This window comes from Parablautia sp. Marseille-Q6255 (assembly GCF_951230155.1).
In the GTDB taxonomy this organism is placed as follows: domain Bacteria; phylum Bacillota; class Clostridia; order Lachnospirales; family Lachnospiraceae; genus Choladousia.
Genome location: NZ_CATNVD010000016.1, coordinates 1 through 17,307, shown reverse-complemented (window position 1 = coordinate 17,307; position 17,307 = coordinate 1). Strand labels below are relative to the sequence as shown.

Genomic DNA, 17,307 nt, shown 5'->3' with positions numbered 1-17,307 from the left:
TATCATCAAAGGTAGGTTCCATATGTCATTTTTTGAGAATATCAATGACAAATTTTTTAATCCGTTTTGCTGTCAGAACAGGGAGATTTATTTTGAGTGTATCAGCCTGCTGATTGAGAAATCAAAGGAAATTTCGGTACTGTACGAGGCGGATGCGAGAAACTGTCTGATTCTTTATCTGCAGAACTGTATGTATGCGATAGAGACGGAGAATATCGGCGAGGAGGTCAGCAGCAGGCGCTCGCCTCAGGAAAATGCATCCTCTATTCTCCGGTATTTTCGTGCCTGCGGGTGGATAACTCCGCAGGAAATCGGGCGCAGTGGGGATAACATTGCGTCCGTATCTGCCTATTGCTGGAAGCTGGTGGACGCTATACATAAAATTTTTGATATGGACTCCAACAGTGCGATCACAAATCATATTTTTTCGATTTATGAAATATTGAAGTCTTCGTTTGGCAAGGACAGCATCCGTGCTATCCGTCCTTATTCTAACATTCTGCTTCCCCTGATCGAACATGAGTGTGATCTGAAAAACGAGCTGCTGATTTTGAAGGACAGTGTTCAGGAAATCATGCGTGCCGTGACGAAGATGACGGATGCGAACAGCCTGGGACAGTTCCTGCTGAAGGACGAGCTGCTGAACCGGTTCTTTCATGATTATTTTTTCATAAAGAAGAGCGGTTTGATTCCCTCCTATATTGCCAGTATTGAACGGATGCTCCGGAAATTGAGATATTCTGAATTGTATGACCAGATGATAAAGGAGTACAGAAGTCTGAAGAATGTCGAAGAGGTGCAGGCGAAGGAGAAGATCGACCGCCAATTTGCAGAGCTGGACAGCTTTATCAGCCTGGAATACGATCAGGAGATGGGGTATATTGATAGGAAGATCAATACGTATTACAATCTCTATTCGGTCCGTATGATGATGGTTTTAAGTAATGGAACGAATCTGGAAAGTCTGCTGAATCGGGTTTTGTTGTTATTAAAGGGAATAGAGGGCGAGGAGCGGGATGTGGTGCTTCGTCAGATCGCGGCGTGTCATCGTCAGATGCAGGTGGGCTATATCAGCCGTAAATCCTTTGAGCGGCGCAAAAAGGCGAACCCGAACATGAAAAGTGCAGGGATTCCTTTGGACGAACTGTCTGTGGAGGAGAAGATGCGCCTGACGGATGAGCTGCTGACTACCATACCAGATCGGTACAGTATGGATCGAGTGAGCGATTATCTGGATGAGAAGATTCCGGATAAGGGTTATATATCTGTGGAGGAATGGGGGATCCGCACGAGAGAGGATGCCATGATGGCTGCAGCCAGTATCATTTATTCCGGCTCGGTGGGCTTTCCCTATGAGGTAGTTTTTGAAGAAGGAACGGTAGAGACAGAGGTTGCGGCGATCAGCCGGATTAAGGTAAAGAGGAAGAACGATGAGTGACATCAGTCTGCATATAACGATAAAAGAAGAAAGTATCATATTATTCAAAAAAAGCATCAGGAAACTGCTGGAATCTACTTTTATTCTTCGGGACAGGGAGGAGAAGCTGTATGCGTTCGTTTCCCGTGAATCAAACCGGCAGGATATTTCGGAATATCTCAGGCTGATCGGGTTTGATCTTCTGGTGGATGACAAGGTGGGGGTGGCTATGCTGACTGCCAGTGAGGAAGACCTGGAGACGGTCGGACTGAAGAGGGCAAATGTGATCGCATTTACAAATCTGCAGTATCATCTGCTGCTGGTTCTCTGGAAAGTATATCTGGAGAATCTGGGGTACGGAGAGGGCAATTTTGTCACAAAGGGCGATCTGATCGATAAGATCCGAGATTACGGAGTCGTCGTTGTTAGGACGGAACTTTCCGCTGCGTTTAAGCTGTTTAAAAAGCATAGCCTGATCAATTATGCGGAGGATGAGGACGGAGAGGATATGAAGATCCAGCTGTATCCGTCTCTTCAGTTCGGCTGGGATATCCCGCAGTTTAAGACGGTGGTGGGCGAGTATCTGAACGAGGAGGATTCCCAAAAGACGGAGGAAGCGGAACAGGCGAAAGAGCAGCCGGAGCTGGAACCGGAGGATTTTGAGGAGGAAGAGCTATGATCTTACTGAAAAAAGTTCGTCTGATCAATTGGTACGGTTTTGGAGCTATTACAGCGCCGATCGGATTTTTTACACTGATCGCAGGTAAGAATGGAAATGGAAAGTCTGCTATGCTGGACGCCATCAAATATGCTGCCTATGGAGATACGGTATTCAACAAATCTTCCGAAGGAAAGGGAAGCAGGACGGTTTCTTCCTATACAAGAGGACTTCTGGATGCTACGGCAGGAACGTATATGCGTCCGCCGGAGAAGATCCCAAATGTATACAGTCATATTGTACTGGAGTTTTTTGACCAGATTGAGGAGAAATCTTTTCTGCTTGGCGTCGTGATTGAAACGAATGCGGCGAACAATTGTCAGACGTACCGATATGTGGCGGACAAAACGACCATGGATGAGATGGAGCATACGTCCAAGCAGGACGGGATGATGATGCCTTACAGCGCCTCCGCGCTCCAGAAGCGCTATAGGCTTACTTTATTGAACCGGGAGCAGGGGCTGCCAAGGTTTATGCAGATGACAGGACTTAAGCTGAGGCTGGATCAGATGCCCACCTATCTTCGCAAGCTGCGGGGAATTATGTCCTACGATCCGGAGGCAAAGATCGACCGGTTTATCCGGGAAAGCGTTCTGGAAGAGAGAAATGTGGATTTCAGCAAGCTGATTGAAGCTAAGAATAATATTGAACGGCTGAATACCGCTTTTTGTGTGGTGCAGGAGGAGATCGAACGACTCGATCAGATCCTTGGAGAATACGACACCCTTGAGAATGAGACGAACAGGCTGCGGGCAGACGAGATCAAGATTGTTTATAAAAAGAAGCTCGATCTGCAGGCAAATCTGGAGCGCCTGTCACAGGACCGGGAGGAGGCAGAGAAAAAGAAAGAAGAGGTTACCCGCGAGCTTCAGATCCTGGATGAACGGCTGGACGAACTGGAGCATCGTCTTGTCCAGGCGAGAGTCAGCTTAAGCCAGATGGATGGCGCCAGAATGGTGGAAGAGGAACGAAAACGGCTGGACGAACTGAAAAAAGAAAAAGATGTATGGAAGCTTAAATGCCGGGAGCTGGAAGATTTCCAGACGAAGGTTGGTGAAATTCTCCACAGCTTTATGGAAGAGGGCAGGGAAGTAGAGAAAAAAGAAATTCTGGCATCTCTGTGCGAAAATGTATATTCCGCGGCGGAAAAGGCGTCGGCAGCGGACGGACTGAAACGTCTGGTGGAGCAGGCCTACGATGAAAAAATCCGTGAAATCGACCGTCTCGATCAGGCGGTGGAGGAGCTGAACCGAAAGCTGAATATACAGGAAAAGATTCTGGAAGACTGCCGGAAGCATAAAAATGCGTATGACCGGATACCGGAGTATGTCGGTCTGCGCGATGAGATCAACAGGGAGTTTGAACAGAGGAAGATTAAGGGCAGGGCGCAGTTTGCCTGCGAGTACGTGATCAGTTTATCGGATGAAAGCTGGCGGGATGCCATAGAAGCGTTTCTTGGCCCGCGCCGGTACAGTATCCTCGTAGAGCCGCAGTATTACGACATTGCGGACGATGTGCTGAACCGTTCCTCTCACAGATATGCCCATTTATTTAATACGAAGCTGCTGATGAGGAAAAAGACAGATCCAGAGGCAGATTCGGTCGTACATATGCTTGAGATCAAAAATGAGGTGGCAAAAAAATACTTTGAATTTCAGCTTGGAAGAATACATGCGGCAGAGCTGCAGCAGGTTCGGAATTTTGAAAATGCCATTTCCAGAGAGGGACGCGTGTCGGTAGCCATGGACAGCTATTTCCTGCGCTTTGACCGCATCGGCTCTTACTATCTGGGGCAGAAGATCTATGAATTGAACCGGATCCGTGCAGAAAAGAAGATATGCGGCATTCAGGAAGAGAAACGGGAGGCGCTTACAAACCGCCGGGAGCTGGAAAACAGAAAGAACCGGCTAAATGGATACAAAGTCTTTTTCCGCCCATACGCGTATGAGGCTGTATCAAAATATCAGGAAGTATCCGGTCTGTGTACGGATTCTGAAAAACAGCTGAAGCGTCTGGAAAAAGCGCTTCAGAATAACCGGGAATATCTGGAGCTGAGCCAGCTGGTGGAACGCCTGCAGGCGGAACAGACCGGTATGAAGCAGGCGAGAGCGGAATATGACCGGGAAAACGGCACTCTGGGTGTGGCGATCCAGATGTGCCGGGAGAAGGCAAAGCAGAAAAAAGACGAGCTTGTATCAGCAGAAAATCGTTTTCGGGAGTATGAGATCAGCTTCTATAACGTGGTCCAAAGAGCGGTGGAAAGCTATGAGAAGTTTTTGGCAGGAAGCGCGCAGGGCGGACTTTTGGCACAGGAAACAAGGGCCCGCATTGTAAGAAGCATGGAGCAGCATAAAAAAGAGCTTTTCTCTCTTCAGGCAGCCTACAACGGCAGGTATCCGGACAGCGGACTCCCGGTGGGGGAAGAAGGCAGAGAGCTTTATGCGGCCAGAAAAGACCGGATCTGGATGGATAATCTGCAGGAGATCCGTCAGGAGCTGGAGGCTCAGACGAGACGGTATGAGGATATTTTCAAAAATGAATTTGTTTTAAATATCCGGAAATACTGCGAGAAGGCAAGAGAAGATCTGAAGCAGATCAATGCAGAGCTGGCAAAGCTGAACTTTTCTGCCAGATATCAGTTTGATGTCCACTATGTAAAGGACGGTACGGAATACGCCAGGATCATCGAGTATGCGAGATACTTAGATGAGCGGGAGCAGCTTGGCACTGCAGAGGGGCAGATGACATTTGAGATGTTTACCTCCGTTTCGGATGAAGAAGGCGAGGAGCTTGAGAAGGAGCTCCGAAAGATCATCAACCGGATCATAGAGAAAAACAGTGAGGAAGCCATCGCGCGCTTTGCAGATTACCGGAATTATATGACGTATGAAATTCTGGTCAGCAACCAGATCCTGGATCGTGCAAAGCTGTCGAGACAGACGGGCTTTAACTCCGGCGCAGAGGTACAGATTCCGTATCTGCTGATCCTGTCGTCGGCGCTGCTTCTGATCTATAATCAGAGGATTAATTCCACCCGCCTGGTATTTATTGATGAGCCGTTTGCAAAGATGGATCCGGGAAATGTAAAGCTGATGCTGCGTTTTATGAGAGAACAGAAGCTGCAGGTGATTTTCTGTTCTCCGGATAAGACGGAAACGATCGGGAATGAGTGTGAGGTTCTTCTTCCGGTGCTGCGCGTGCGTCCGGACAGCATGCAGCTTGGTATTGTCCAGTTTCACGAGGAAAAGGACTTATGATTGATTATAAAGAAAAAATGCTGCGGCTGCTGGTGGAAAAATACAGAAAAAGCAAAAAGGACAGTAAAACGAATGTAATCTGCCGGCGGACGGGCATTTCTCCTTCGGAGCTATATAAGAAGTACAGCAAAAATGACGGCGATATGGATCAGATCGAGAATATCAATCAGGCTGCGGCGCAGTGCGCAGAAGATGGATTTCTGACCTTTGAGGAAAATGGTTTCAGCAACGAAATCGCAAGGATTTACCTGAACGATGAGAAGGTAGATGAGATCGAAACGTATCTGGAGTCCGCTTACGGGTATGAACCAAAGCGCACGAAGAGACAGTACGTGGAACAGATGATTGCCCGCTACAGCGGAATTTCTCCGGCGGCTGACCGGGAATGCGAACGGCTGAAAAGGATTCTTGCTGAAAATAAGATCCCGAATAATTATCAGCAGACGGAGGAGATCCTGAAAGCGCTCACCTTTATAGAACGAAATAAGAGGCAGCTTTATGTGCGGGAAGCCTCTATGATGATCTATGGCTCCTCCAAATATCTGGAGGAAAACACCTTAGAGCGTGTGTGCCGTCTGCTTCGCGCATACAAAAAAAGACCCTGTAAAGAGGACGAATTAGTAAACGAAATCCTTCAGGATTATTCTATTATTCCGGAAAGGCAGAAGATCTGCCTGAAAGGGGATATTACTCTGAAAATCGGCGGAAGGCTGCTGGAATTAGGAAGCCTTGGAGATGGGATTGAATTTTTCACCGAGGATCTCGAAGCCCTGGAACAGGTGAGCGTCCACACCGTGAAATTTATGACGGTGGAAAATAAGACCTCCTATTACCGCTGCCGGGATCAGGCGGTCAGTTTCTTTTATCTGGGAGGATATGCGACGCGGTTCCAGCGGGATTTTCTGAAAAAGGTGTATCACGACAATCCGGCGATACAATATCTGCATTTCGGTGATCTGGATGCGGGGGGATTTTATATCCACGAAAACCTCTGCCGGATCACAGGCATTCCATTTGGATTGTACCGGATGTCGGAAGCAGAGCTTAAAAAGAAAGAATTTTCAACCTGCTGCCAGCCGCTGACTGACAGAGACCGCAAGCGGCTGAACTCTCTGGCTGACACCAAGCTTTATGGGCAGACTGTCCGGTATATGCTGGATCATAATGTAAAACTGGAGCAGGAGATCATCAGCTATTGGGAAGAATCCTATTAGCGGGATTAAGAATGGTATATCCAATCTTTTTTGCCGAAAAGCGGTGGTTTGATGGCAAATTCTCGCGCAGAGAGCAGACAATGACGAAACTTCTGCCTGACGGCAAGATGATAGGCTACATTCTGTTCCATGCGTTTGACGGGGGGGATATGCAGAAACAATTGATGCTGTGAAGTCCGTCAGCCTTATGCAAAAATTAGTTTTGTTATTGTGACTTTGTTACAGATAAATAGATGAGATCCTGGTATTATAGGAGCATAAAAAAATCGTAGCTTTATACAGGAATTTATATCACGAATAATCAGGGCAGGAATGCCGTATATCTATTTATCAGGAGGAAGGAATATGAGATTAAAAGACAGAGTTGCAGTGATCACAGGCGGAAGCAGAGGGATTGGCTTTGCAACGGCAGATGCTTTTTTACGGGAGGGAGCGAAGGTCATCCTGGCAGCCAGCCGTCAGGAGACAGCAGATAAGGCAGTCGCACAGCTTAAGGAAAAGTACCCGGATGCGGTAGTGGACGGGATCAGTCCGAATCTGGGAAAGCTTTCAGAGGTGCGGGAGGCATTTCGCGCAGTCAGTGAGAAGTATGGCTGTATTGAGATCCTTGTAAATAATGCAGGAGTTTCGGAGAGCACGCCGTTTACAGAATATACGGAAGAAGCATTTGACAAGGTCATGGATCTGAACATTAAGGGAGTGTTTAACAGCACAAAGGCTGCTTCTGAGTGCATGATCGCAAAAGGAAAAGGAGTGATCCTGAGTACTTCTTCGATGGTGAGCATTTACGGACAGCCAAGCGGTATTGCTTATCCCGCGTCCAAGTTTGCCGTGAATGGCTTTACGGTATCGCTGGCAAGAGAGCTTGGGCCAAAGGGGATCCGCGTCAATGCGGTAGCGCCGGGGATCACAGAGACAGATATGATGAAGGCAGTGCCGCAGGAGGTTTTGAAGCCTCTGATCGCACAGATCCCATTGCGCCGTCTCGGACAGCCGGAGGATATTGCAAATGCATTCGTATTCCTGGCGTCGGACGAGGCCTCCTATATCACAGGCGTGATCCTGAGTGTTGACGGCATGGCGCGGACGTAAGGAAAAATACTGTCACAAAATGTGAAGCGTTTATAATCTGAGAAATGGATTTGCGCCGGGATATTGATTTCCCGGCGTTTTTTTAATAGAATAGAGGCAGTTATCGAAAGGGGAATAAAATATGAGAAATATACGTTTGCTGGCAATTGGCGTACTTGCAGGAATGATGCTGACAGGCTGCGGCGCACAGGATAAGGAGCCGCAGGATACGGCACAGACAGCGGTACAGACAGAAACGCATACAGAGCCTGCAGAAGAAGCGGCAGAGCAGACAGAAGGCCTGGCGCAGACAGAAATGCAGACGGAGCCTGCGGCAGAGATGACGGAGCAGGACGCAGGCGGAGTCAAAGCTGCTTCCTCGGGGCTCTTTGGCACATTTGAGGCCCAGACGCTGGACGGGGAGACCGTGACACAGGATATTTTTGCACAGGCAGAGCTTACGATGGTCAACATCTGGGGAACCTTCTGCGGACCGTGTATCAGCGAGATGCCGGAGCTGGGAGAGCTTTCGAGAGAGTATGCGGACAAAGGGATGCAGCTGATCGGGATTGTCTCCGATGCGACAGATCCGGACAATGAGACGGCGCACCTGATCATAGAAGAGACGAAGGCAGATTATCAGCATCTCGTTGTATCCGAGAGTCTGTACTACAATTATCTGATGAATGTGCAGGCTGTGCCGACAACAGTATTCGTAGATAAGCAGGGAAATCAGGTCGGTGAGATTTATACAGGTGCAAGATCAAAGGCAGACTGGGCGGCTATTGCAGATGAGCTGCTGGAAGAGGCTGCGCAGTAACGTACAAAAATATCGGATGGTGAAGCTATGACAGATCGTCAGAGAATGTATGCGAGAGCAGCTGTGCTGCTGTGCGGAGCAGTGTTTCTCGCAGTAGGTGTGGCAAGAGGAGAGCTGGCAACGCTGTTCCTCAAAGCTACAAATATATGTCTGGAGTGTATAGGAATTGGATAAGAAGGTGAAAAATACACAGGGAAAAAATCGGCAGGGCGTTTCCCGTGATCCCCGCCTGTGGGTGCAGGTGATCGTCGCGGCTGTGACAAACGGATATGCGCTCGGCTTTTTAAAGGGAAAAATCTATACCGGGCCGCTCAAAAATATATGCGTGCCGGGGCTTAACTGCTATTCCTGCCCGGGGGCGCTGGGATCCTGCCCGATCGGCTCTTTGCAGGCGGTGCTTGGAGCACGCAATTTCAGATTTTCTTTTTATCTGCTTGGATTTTTTATGGTGATCGGAGCGATTTTCGGGCGTTTTGTCTGCGGCTGGCTGTGTCCGTTCGGACTGATACAGGATCTGCTGCATAAGATCCCGTTTCCGTTCAAGCGGAAAAACCTGCCGGGACACCGCCTGCTGGTTTATCTGAAATATGTGGTGCTTGTCGTGATGGTGATACTGCTTCCGCTTGTAGCGACTGATTTCCTAGGCCAGGGGAGACCGTGGTTTTGCCAGTATCTTTGCCCAAGCGGGACGCTTCTGGCAGGGATCCCGCTCACGCTTACGAATGAACCGCTGCGTGCGGCAGCCGGCTTTTTGTTCCAGTGGAAGCTGCTGATACTGATCGTGTGCGTGGTCGGGGCGATTGCGTATTACAGGCCGTTTTGCAAATATCTCTGCCCTCTTGGAGCTGTATACGGGCTTTTTCATCCTATCGCGTTCTACCGCTATGAGGTGGATGAGGAGAAATGTACCCGCTGCGGAAAATGTCAGCGTGTCTGTAAAATGGATATTCCGGTGTGGAAGGAGCCAAACAGCAGAGAGTGTATCCGGTGCGGAGCGTGTGTGAGGGCATGTCCGACGTGCGCGGTACACAGAAAGCCTGCAGGAAAAGGGACGCGGGCGGATCAAAACGATACAGAATAAGGAGGCAGGAGCATGATTTTTGATACACATGCGCATTACGATGATCAGGCATTTGACGAGGACCGGGAGGAGCTGCTTGCGCAGATGGAGCCGTCTGGGATCGGAGGGATCGTTAATGTAGGAGCCTCGCTGCGCGGTATAAAGGCGAGCCAGGAGCTGGCAGAAAAGTATCCGTTTATTTACGCGGCGGTGGGGGTGCATCCAGACGAAGTAGGAGCGCTTGATGAGGAACGTCTTATGTGGATGTATGAGCTGTGCCGCAGGCCAAAGACGGTGGCAGTCGGAGAGATCGGTCTTGATTATTACTGGGACAAAGAGGCGCGCGGGCTTCAGAAGCAATGGTTTATCCGTCAGCTTGAGATGGCGAAGGAGACAGGACTTGCAGTCAATGTGCACAGCCGCGAAGCTGCTCAGGATACCTTTGACATCATAAAGGAGCATCATGCCGGGACGACCGGCGGTATTATCCACTGCTTTTCTTCGTCGGCAGAGCTGGCAATGGAATACATAAAGCTCGGATATTATATTGGCGTCGGAGGTGTGGTGACATTTAAAAATGCGCGGGTGTTAAAGGAAGTGGTGGAGAAGATACCTCTGGAGCGGATCGTGGTGGAAACGGACTGTCCGTATCTGGCTCCGGCTCCCAATCGCGGAAAACGCAATTCATCCCTGTATCTGCCGCTTGTGATCGGGCAGATTGCGCAGCTGAAGGGAATCACGGTGCAGGAGGCAGAGGCAGCGACCTGTGAGAATGCGCTGCGTGTCTATAACCGGATCAGACAATAGGAAAACGGAATGGAGATAATATGGAAAAGCTTTCAAATCCACAGAAAACAATAGAGATTATACAGAAATATGGTTTTGATTTTCAGAAAAAATTCGGCCAGAACTTTCTGATTGACCCGAGGGTGCTTGATAAGATCATTGCAGCGGCGCAGATCACCAAAGAGGATTTTGTGCTGGAGATCGGGCCGGGGATCGGGACCATGACACAGTATCTGGCAGAGGCGGCGAGAGAGGTGACAGCAGTGGAGATCGATCGCAATCTGATCCCGATCCTTTCTGAGACGCTGGCAGAGTATGAGAATGTCACTGTTTTGAATCAGGATGTGCTGAAGACAGATATTGCGGCGATCGCGCAGGAGAGAAATGCAGGACGTCCGATCAAGGTGGTGGCGAATCTGCCGTATTATATCACAACGCCGATCATTATGGGGCTCTTTGAGAGTAAAGTACCGATTGACAGTATTACGGTCATGGTGCAAAAGGAGGTTGCGCAGCGGATGCAGGCGGAACCCGGGACGAAGGACTATGGGGCGCTGTCTCTGGCTGTGCAGTATTACGCAGAGCCGTACATCGCGGCAAATGTTCCGCCGAACTGTTTTATCCCGCGGCCAAATGTCGGCAGTGCGGTGATACGGCTCACCAGACATCAGGATCCGCCGGTAAAGGTGCGGGATGAAAAACTGCTGTTTGGGCTGATCCGCGCATCGTTTAATCAGAGGAGAAAGACGCTTGTAAACGGGCTGAAGAATTCTGCATCCCTGCCCTTTACGAAGGAGCAGATACTTGCAGCATTTGAGCAGACCGGTCTGCCGGAGAATACCAGAGGAGAAGCGCTTACACTGGAGCAGTTTGGCGCGCTTGCGGACGCACTGGCAGCGCAGAGAGGCCAGGCAGAAGAATAGGTCAGGCGAACAGACGCGCAGGCGGACAGGCAGATATGCAAAGGAGGAAGGTATATGGTAAGGGAGGAGCATTTCTATTTTACATCCAGTGAGGGGATGGCGAAGTGTCATGCGGTGCGGTGGATTCCGTCGGGCAGTGTGCGCGCGGTCGTACAGATCGTACACGGTATGGCAGAGTATATAGAACGCTACCGGGAGTTTGCACAGTATCTGGCCGGACAGGGGATTCTCGTTACGGGTCACGATCATCTGGGACATGGAGATACGGTAAAGGATCCCGCGGATTACGGGTACTTTGCCGCGGAGAATGGCAATCTGTGTCTGATCCGGGATATTCACCATCTGCGGCAGTTCACTGGCAGGAAGTATTGTGAAGCGCCAGAAGGAGGGGGACATGTGCCGTATATCCTTTTTGGACACAGTATGGGGTCCTTCCTTGTCAGGCAGTATCTTTGCATAGAGGGAAAAGGGCTTGACGGTGCGGTGATCTGCGGCACGGGAGATTATCCGTATGCGGTGGCGCGGCTTGCGATGTGTCTGGCAAAGGCAGGAGCACTCCTGCATGGATGGAGATACAGGAGCAGATTTCTGGAGTGGATCGTCGCCGGACGCAGCAATGCAAAATTTGCCCCGAACCGCACGTGTGCAGACTGGCTGAGCAGGGATGAGCGCACGGTAGATGCGTACGTCAGTGACAGCCGCTGTGGGTTTGCGTTTACAGCAAATGCCTATTATAATATGTTCCTTGGTATTTCAAAGCTTGGACGCAGGGCATATCTGGAACAGATGCCCAGGGAGATCCCGGTATTTTTTATTGCCGGAGACCACGATCCGGTCGGCAGCTTTGGAAAAGGAGTACTGCGTGTGGCAAAGCGATTTGAGACGCTTGGGGTACAGGACGTCGAGTGCAGACTGTATGCAGACGACCGCCATGAGATTTTAAATGAGCTGGACCGGGAGCAGGTGTACGCGGATGTGTATGACTGGCTGAGCAGGAAGATCCTCTCTTAGATTTTGATGCAGAAGGAATAGATGAATATGACAATAAGAAAAGCGGACGAGAAAGATTTTGACAAAATCAGCAAACTGTTGTATCAGGTGCAGAAGGTGCATAGTGACGCAAGACCTGATTTATTCAGACAGGGCGCAAAAAAATATGATGACAACGACCTGAAGGATATTTTAGAGGACGGTCAGAAGGAAATATTTGTTGCCACAGATGAGCAGGATTCTGTTGTGGGCTATGCTTTTTGTATCATCGAGCTGATCGACAGCAGTATACAAAGGAAGAGGAAAACTCTTTACATAGATGATCTGTGTGTGGATGAAACGGTAAGAGGACAGCACATCGGAATGGCTTTGTACGACTATGTTTTAGAGTTTGCCCGGGAAATCGGATGCTATAATGTAACGCTGAATGTATGGGCGGACAATAAGGATGCCGTCCATTTTTATGAAAAGATAGGGATGCATATACAAAAGATCGGAATGGAGAAGATCCTGCGCAGTGCAGATGACGTCTGATGATGCACGCGGATGCAGGCGGCGTCTGATCGCGCGCCTGCATCCGGTGCGGGAGGCGTGTGCCTCGTGAGGGTGTTACGTTTCTTTTGAAATTTTTATCACATCTGTTTTTTCAAAGTCTTTTTTCATGTCAAAGGAGATCAGGAAGGTATCCCCTGCCAGATAAAGGGTATCATCAATATACAGTCCGCGCATGGTATTGTATTCTGCCTGATTGACGAGCATATCGGAGTAAAAATCATATACCAGCTCACTTGTAAAGCCCTCTGTCTCGTCATATGAGAAGACGAGATAGCGGTTGTCACAGTAAAAACCGATGACATTCTTTTTTGCGTCAGCAAGGATGGCTTTGTGATCCTCGATGGCAGGACACCAGGTAATGCCGGGGATCACGGTACGATGGATTTCTTTTATGTCTGCCGGATCAGAAATATCGAACATGGACAGCTTGAGCCCTTCGATGCTTCCGGTTTCCGGATCGGCCTCATAGCCTATGCCGAGCAGACGGTCTTCCCCGTAAAAATGCAGGTAGGAGGAGAAGCCGCTGACCTTTAGCTCTCCAACAAGCTGCGGATGCTCCGGATCAGACAGATCAACGCAGAAGAGAGGATCTGTCTGTTCGAAGGTTACAAAGTAGCCGGTATCGCCTGAAAATCTGGCGGAGCGGATCGTTTCTCCTTTTGCAAGATCTTCGATCGCACCGATCTGTTTCATGGCTTCATCAAGTATATACAGGGCGTTGTATTCCTCCTGATCGACAGCGGCTTTGACGGATGCGCCGGAAGAATCCGAAACGCTCGCAGCTTTATTATCTGTATACGTGGATACAACACGCAGCTTGCCATTGTATTCATTCATGGAGAAGGAGTTGTTTAAATATCCTGGCACACAGCCTGCCGCGACGCCGGTGATCTCTCCGTCTGCATAGTGGAATTTTGTGATTTCGGTCAGGACGGAGGATGCATCGTAGCGTTCATTTGCAATATAAATATTTTCCGGACTCACATAATAATGGCTGGCGCCTGAGACAAGCGCCTTGCTGTCGAAGATCTCATCCGGCGCATCTGTTTTCATGGAGGAGATCACCAGATAAGAAGTGCTCTCCATGGAGTCCGGGAGATAGATATCTCCGGCAGAGAGTTCTGTCTGGTTGATTCGGGGCATGATGGTGCTGTCTTCAAAGGTATCGCGGATATCCGGCGAGTAGCTTGTAAAAAGATAGATAAATCCGTCATTTTTGCGGGAAGCGGCATACGAACCCTCCTGAGCGATGGCTCCTTTTTGTACAGGAGCGCCGGGGTCGGAGACATCATAGGTCAGCAGCATGGTCTGTCTGCCTGTGCTGGTATAATAGACGTCCTCATCCTGCTCAAGCGAGGTCACGGATTCGCTGGTGATGATATACAGGCAGTCGCCCTCCAGATACATCTCATGCGCATAACCATTATCGCCGGCGCCCAGAGGGGTCACACCGAGAAGGGAGGCCCTGCCCTGTCTGATCTGTGCGATCGCAAGAGAGAGGTCAGTGCGCAGGATATAGATATACTCGCCGTCTGTTTTCACGATGTCTCCCTCATCGACTCCGAGCTCCTGCAGGTTTGTCTGCGAGAAATCTGTGCCGGTCGCATCTGCCGGGGCAGTGTAGGAAGTGTCTTCTATGGCGCTTTCGACGTCCGCTGCGGACTGCAAAAGCTCTGTCCGTGCCATAGATGTAGCAGCATACGCTTCCGGCGTCTGGGAGCAGAACTGTTCGTACAATGCTTCATAGATGGCTTTGGGACTTTCGGCATAGGTGAAGGCTTCGGAAGCAGCCGGAGCAGCTTTTATTTTTTCAGCGTCCGTCTGGTCAGGCTGTCTGGCTTCTTTTGTTTCGGCTGTCATCTGCATTTCCTGTGCTTCTTCTGTTTTCTGGTACTTTTCGATCCGCGAGGACTGCCACAGCAGCGCGCCTGTCAGCGCGAATACAGCAGCAGCGCTCCCAAAACGAAGCCATCGTCTGCGCAATTGTCTGCGTTTTGCGGCGCGTTCGAAATCGGTCGTATCAGTGGAGCGGCTGCGGCTGTTCTCCTGCAGCAGCTTTTCAATGGAGTCCGGCTGCAGGCTGTCAGGAATAGGCAGATCCTTTGCGTCATATTTGATTTTTTCTAAAAGATCTTTCTGATCCATATAGTTTTCCTCCTGTTAGAAAGATGTGGATATGGGATCCGCTGCTTTGAGAGCGGAAATACTTTGCAGGCTGTATATACAGGGGAGCAGGCATACTCAGGAGAGCAGGCCCTCCAGCTTTTTGAGCGCACGGCTTTGTCTGGAACGCACAGTATTTGGGTTCATGCCAAGCTGCGTGCCGATCTCCTGGCTGGAATATCCCGCAAACAGGCTCATGGCAATGATCAGACGGTCCTCTTCAGGAAGAGAAAAAAATGCTCTGCGCACATCCGTCTGTTCAGGAAGGCTGTTGTGGGGAGTGCATCCGGAGATGGATTCTTCCGGCCGGGTCTCATCGAGCGCAGAAGGCGCATGGATATACTCACGGATGCGGCGGCGACATTTTATACTCAGGATGTGAAAGATCCAGGGACCAAAGGATGCGTCCTCCCGAAGTGTGTGGATCTGCGCAAATGCATCGAGTACTGTCTCGCTTACCGTATCCTCCGCGTCCTGAGGATGCCGCAGTGTGTAGAGTGCAAACCGGTACAGGTCTTTATAAACGGATTGATAGAGCAGTGCAAAGGCGTGCGCATCGCCTCCCTTTGCCTGCCGGATCAGTTCTGGGGTTGGGTTCATAAATCTTCCTTTCTGACAGCTGTTTGACAGCAGCGGCTGCTGCGAGATTGTCCTGGTCATATAATAAGTGCAAAAAAATCCCCGGATTGTTGCGGGGATTTTTAAAAAATTTGTTTTTTGTCTGTTTTTTCGATGAAACCTTCGCCGAGCACCTGACTCGTATTCGTCATCATAATAAAAGCATTTTCATCAATTTCGTGAACGGTCTGGATGACCATATGAGACTGCACATCCGAGCAGGCACAGAGCAATACGTCGCGGTCCTGCTTTGTGTAAGTACCCATTGCGCGGATGGCTGTGGAGCCGCGCCCGGTGATCGTACCGATCCGGTCCGCAATCTCCTGTCCTTTGTCTGTGATAATGATCGCGAGCGCGCCGGACGCCATACCGAACATGATCTTGTCAATGGTGATGGACGTGATAAATGTCGTCAGCAGACCGTAGAGGATCGCGTCTACATTACGAAAGACAGGTCCGCCCAGAGCGATAATAAACAGGTCGATCGCCATTGTCACCACTCCGATGGACAGGTGCGGGCGCAGCACCTTGATCGTCACAGTCAGAAAATCCGTGCCTCCGGAGGAGGTGCCGCGGGAGTAGAAGATCGCAAGCGCCGCTCCAATGAAAACGCCGGAGTACAGGGCAGCCATCAGCGGCGAGCCGGTATAGGCAGGCGTAAACGGAAAGACGATATCGAGAAAAAAGGTACAGAAAAGCATCGTGCGCAGTGATTTGATCATAAAGCTCCTGCCGCAGATTTTGTAGCTGATGAGGATCAGCGGAATGTTGAGTACAAGCGACATAGTACCGATCGGCAGTCCCCACAGGTGGTTCATGATAAGCGCAAGGCCGGAAATACCGCCCGGTGCAAAATCTGCTGTCTTGGCAAATGTGTAAATACCGACAGAATACAGGATGCTGCCTGCGATATCGCACAGGATATCCACCAGAAACTCCTTTTGTTTTTTGTTATTTGTAAGAGAAGATACCATAACAGAACCTCCAGACTGTAATAGAAAACACCGTGTTGAAACTATTTTTTCAAATAAAACCCTGCTGTATGCCTTGCCGGAAAAACATTTCTGAAAATTACTATAAGCAAAGTATATCATAAGCGGGGGAAAAGGGAAAATCTATTTTAGAAAAATGTTACTGTCAAGTAATCGTTGGCAAATTTTTTCATACATGATTTATCATACGCCCGTTCAGGAAACAGTCAACGCTGCTAACGCACCCGCTCCATTTCGCTCGCAGCGGAAGCTGACCTCATCCATCTCACCTGCGGCTCTGATTCATTAAGTACCGGCGGCTTCACAGGTGTTGCACTTGGTATCTGTTTTTGTGCCGGGCTGTTTAATATCCTGCCATTGCTAACAGCTTCCGTCCGTCACCTCGCACCTTTCCTTCCAGGCCTACTACATGACCGATCACCGGATATTCATAACCTTTCCCATCCTTCTTCGGTGCCTTTGCTGACAACAGGATCTCCCCATACAGCTCCTCGACTGTCTCCGTCTCAAACAATGGCTGTTTCAGACTCTGTGTTACTTCATACAGTTTTCCACTGCATTTTTTTGCCAGTATCTTTGCCAGATGGTTCCCTCCTCGCTTGCTCCAGCTCGTATGGTTGTGTTTCATCCGCTTCGCGATCACGCTCCATACATGGTTTTCCATCGTTCCCATATTTCTGTATTCCAGCCCCTCCGGGTTCTCTGGCAGTTCTAATCCCTGTG

Annotated in this window: 16 protein-coding genes and 1 pseudogene; 13 read left to right on the top strand and 4 right to left on the bottom strand. The window is 49.6% G+C overall.

Annotated elements, in window-relative coordinates:
* The first annotated feature begins 22 nt into the window (after window positions 1-22).
* From QOX44_RS13070 to QOX44_RS13010, 13 genes are all read left to right on the top strand, one after another.
* A complete protein-coding gene (locus tag QOX44_RS13070) occupies window positions 23-1,438 on the top strand; it encodes a Wadjet anti-phage system protein JetA family protein (RefSeq protein WP_283683622.1) in 1,416 nt (471 codons plus the stop codon).
* Window positions 1,431-2,096 carry a DUF4194 domain-containing protein gene (locus tag QOX44_RS13065; RefSeq protein WP_283683620.1) on the top strand — a complete coding sequence of 222 codons (666 nt, stop codon included), beginning with the start codon at window positions 1,431-1,433 and terminating at the stop codon, window positions 2,094-2,096. The genes QOX44_RS13070 and QOX44_RS13065 overlap by 8 nt, the downstream gene beginning before the upstream one ends.
* On the top strand, window positions 2,093-5,392 hold the full coding sequence (locus QOX44_RS13060) for an SbcC/MukB-like Walker B domain-containing protein (protein WP_283683618.1): 3,300 nt from the start codon (window positions 2,093-2,095) through the stop codon (window positions 5,390-5,392). The genes QOX44_RS13065 and QOX44_RS13060 overlap by 4 nt, the downstream gene beginning before the upstream one ends.
* Window positions 5,389-6,606, top strand: coding sequence for a Wadjet anti-phage system protein JetD domain-containing protein (locus QOX44_RS13055; RefSeq protein WP_283683616.1), 1,218 nt, complete (start codon window positions 5,389-5,391; stop codon window positions 6,604-6,606). The genes QOX44_RS13060 and QOX44_RS13055 overlap by 4 nt, the downstream gene beginning before the upstream one ends.
* Window positions 6,607-6,617: 11 nt before the next feature.
* Window positions 6,618-6,779, top strand: a complete 162-nt coding sequence (locus QOX44_RS13050; protein ID WP_283683614.1) for a hypothetical protein — start codon at window positions 6,618-6,620, stop codon at window positions 6,777-6,779.
* Window positions 6,780-6,951: 172 nt separating this feature from the next.
* A complete protein-coding gene (locus QOX44_RS13045; RefSeq protein ID WP_283683612.1) occupies window positions 6,952-7,698 on the top strand; it encodes an SDR family NAD(P)-dependent oxidoreductase in 747 nt (248 codons plus the stop codon).
* A 121-nt stretch (window positions 7,699-7,819) separates the two neighbouring features.
* Window positions 7,820-8,497 carry a TlpA family protein disulfide reductase gene (locus QOX44_RS13040; protein WP_283683611.1) on the top strand — a complete coding sequence of 226 codons (678 nt, stop codon included), beginning with the start codon at window positions 7,820-7,822 and terminating at the stop codon, window positions 8,495-8,497.
* A gap of 27 nt (window positions 8,498-8,524) precedes the next feature.
* Window positions 8,525-8,671 (top strand): CD1871A family CXXC motif-containing protein, encoded by a 147-nt coding sequence (locus QOX44_RS13035; RefSeq protein WP_283683609.1) that lies wholly within the window; start codon window positions 8,525-8,527, stop codon window positions 8,669-8,671.
* Window positions 8,664-9,578 (top strand): 4Fe-4S binding protein, encoded by a 915-nt coding sequence (locus tag QOX44_RS13030; RefSeq protein WP_283683607.1) that lies wholly within the window; start codon window positions 8,664-8,666, stop codon window positions 9,576-9,578. Before QOX44_RS13035 ends, QOX44_RS13030 begins: the two co-directional genes overlap by 8 nt.
* A gap of 12 nt (window positions 9,579-9,590) precedes the next feature.
* Window positions 9,591-10,364, top strand: coding sequence for a TatD family hydrolase (locus QOX44_RS13025; RefSeq protein ID WP_283683605.1), 774 nt, complete (start codon window positions 9,591-9,593; stop codon window positions 10,362-10,364).
* 20 nt (window positions 10,365-10,384) lie between these two features.
* Window positions 10,385-11,266: a 16S rRNA (adenine(1518)-N(6)/adenine(1519)-N(6))-dimethyltransferase RsmA gene (gene rsmA, locus QOX44_RS13020; RefSeq protein WP_283683603.1), complete on the top strand. Its 882-nt coding sequence runs from the start codon at window positions 10,385-10,387 to the stop codon at window positions 11,264-11,266.
* Between the two features lie 54 nt (window positions 11,267-11,320).
* Window positions 11,321-12,277, top strand: coding sequence for an alpha/beta hydrolase (locus QOX44_RS13015; protein WP_283683601.1), 957 nt, complete (start codon window positions 11,321-11,323; stop codon window positions 12,275-12,277).
* A 21-nt stretch (window positions 12,278-12,298) separates the two neighbouring features.
* On the top strand, window positions 12,299-12,790 hold the full coding sequence (locus tag QOX44_RS13010; protein WP_331488401.1) for a GNAT family N-acetyltransferase: 492 nt from the start codon (window positions 12,299-12,301) through the stop codon (window positions 12,788-12,790).
* A gap of 75 nt (window positions 12,791-12,865) precedes the next feature.
* On the opposite strand, the gene QOX44_RS13005 is transcribed toward QOX44_RS13010, so the two are convergent.
* From QOX44_RS13005 to QOX44_RS12990, 4 genes and pseudogenes are all read right to left on the bottom strand, one after another.
* Window positions 12,866-14,956 (bottom strand): beta-propeller domain-containing protein, encoded by a 2,091-nt coding sequence (locus tag QOX44_RS13005; RefSeq protein WP_283683600.1) that lies wholly within the window; start codon window positions 14,954-14,956, stop codon window positions 12,866-12,868.
* A gap of 96 nt (window positions 14,957-15,052) precedes the next feature.
* Entirely contained in the window at window positions 15,053-15,574 is a 522-nt protein-coding gene (locus tag QOX44_RS13000; RefSeq protein ID WP_283683598.1) for an RNA polymerase sigma factor, read from the bottom strand.
* Window positions 15,575-15,675: 101 nt separating this feature from the next.
* A complete protein-coding gene (locus QOX44_RS12995; protein ID WP_283683596.1) occupies window positions 15,676-16,566 on the bottom strand; it encodes a YitT family protein in 891 nt (296 codons plus the stop codon).
* A gap of 361 nt (window positions 16,567-16,927) precedes the next feature.
* A pseudogene (locus QOX44_RS12990) lies at window positions 16,928-17,307 on the bottom strand (ISLre2 family transposase); the annotation flags it as partial.

Excerpts from the sequence above, each read along its gene's own strand:
- QOX44_RS13055 (WP_283683616.1), top strand. The coding sequence starts at position 5,389 with ATGATTGATTATAAAGAAAAAATGCTGCGGCTGCTGGTGGAAAAATAC.
- QOX44_RS13000 (WP_283683598.1), bottom strand. The coding sequence starts at position 15,574 with ATGAACCCAACCCCAGAACTGATCCGGCAGGCAAAGGGAGGCGATGCG.
- rsmA (WP_283683603.1), top strand. The coding sequence starts at position 10,385 with ATGGAAAAGCTTTCAAATCCACAGAAAACAATAGAGATTATACAGAAA.
- QOX44_RS13025 (WP_283683605.1), top strand. The coding sequence starts at position 9,591 with ATGATTTTTGATACACATGCGCATTACGATGATCAGGCATTTGACGAG.
- QOX44_RS13040 (WP_283683611.1), top strand. The coding sequence starts at position 7,820 with ATGAGAAATATACGTTTGCTGGCAATTGGCGTACTTGCAGGAATGATG.
- QOX44_RS13010 (WP_331488401.1), top strand. The coding sequence starts at position 12,299 with ATGAATATGACAATAAGAAAAGCGGACGAGAAAGATTTTGACAAAATC.
- QOX44_RS13050 (WP_283683614.1), top strand. The coding sequence starts at position 6,618 with ATGGTATATCCAATCTTTTTTGCCGAAAAGCGGTGGTTTGATGGCAAA.
- QOX44_RS12995 (WP_283683596.1), bottom strand. The coding sequence starts at position 16,566 with ATGGTATCTTCTCTTACAAATAACAAAAAACAAAAGGAGTTTCTGGTG.
- QOX44_RS13035 (WP_283683609.1), top strand. The coding sequence starts at position 8,525 with ATGACAGATCGTCAGAGAATGTATGCGAGAGCAGCTGTGCTGCTGTGC.
- QOX44_RS13005 (WP_283683600.1), bottom strand. The coding sequence starts at position 14,956 with ATGGATCAGAAAGATCTTTTAGAAAAAATCAAATATGACGCAAAGGAT.
- QOX44_RS13045 (WP_283683612.1), top strand. The coding sequence starts at position 6,952 with ATGAGATTAAAAGACAGAGTTGCAGTGATCACAGGCGGAAGCAGAGGG.
- QOX44_RS13070 (WP_283683622.1), top strand. The coding sequence starts at position 23 with ATGTCATTTTTTGAGAATATCAATGACAAATTTTTTAATCCGTTTTGC.
- QOX44_RS13060 (WP_283683618.1), top strand. The coding sequence starts at position 2,093 with ATGATCTTACTGAAAAAAGTTCGTCTGATCAATTGGTACGGTTTTGGA.
- QOX44_RS13065 (WP_283683620.1), top strand. The coding sequence starts at position 1,431 with ATGAGTGACATCAGTCTGCATATAACGATAAAAGAAGAAAGTATCATA.
- QOX44_RS13015 (WP_283683601.1), top strand. The coding sequence starts at position 11,321 with ATGGTAAGGGAGGAGCATTTCTATTTTACATCCAGTGAGGGGATGGCG.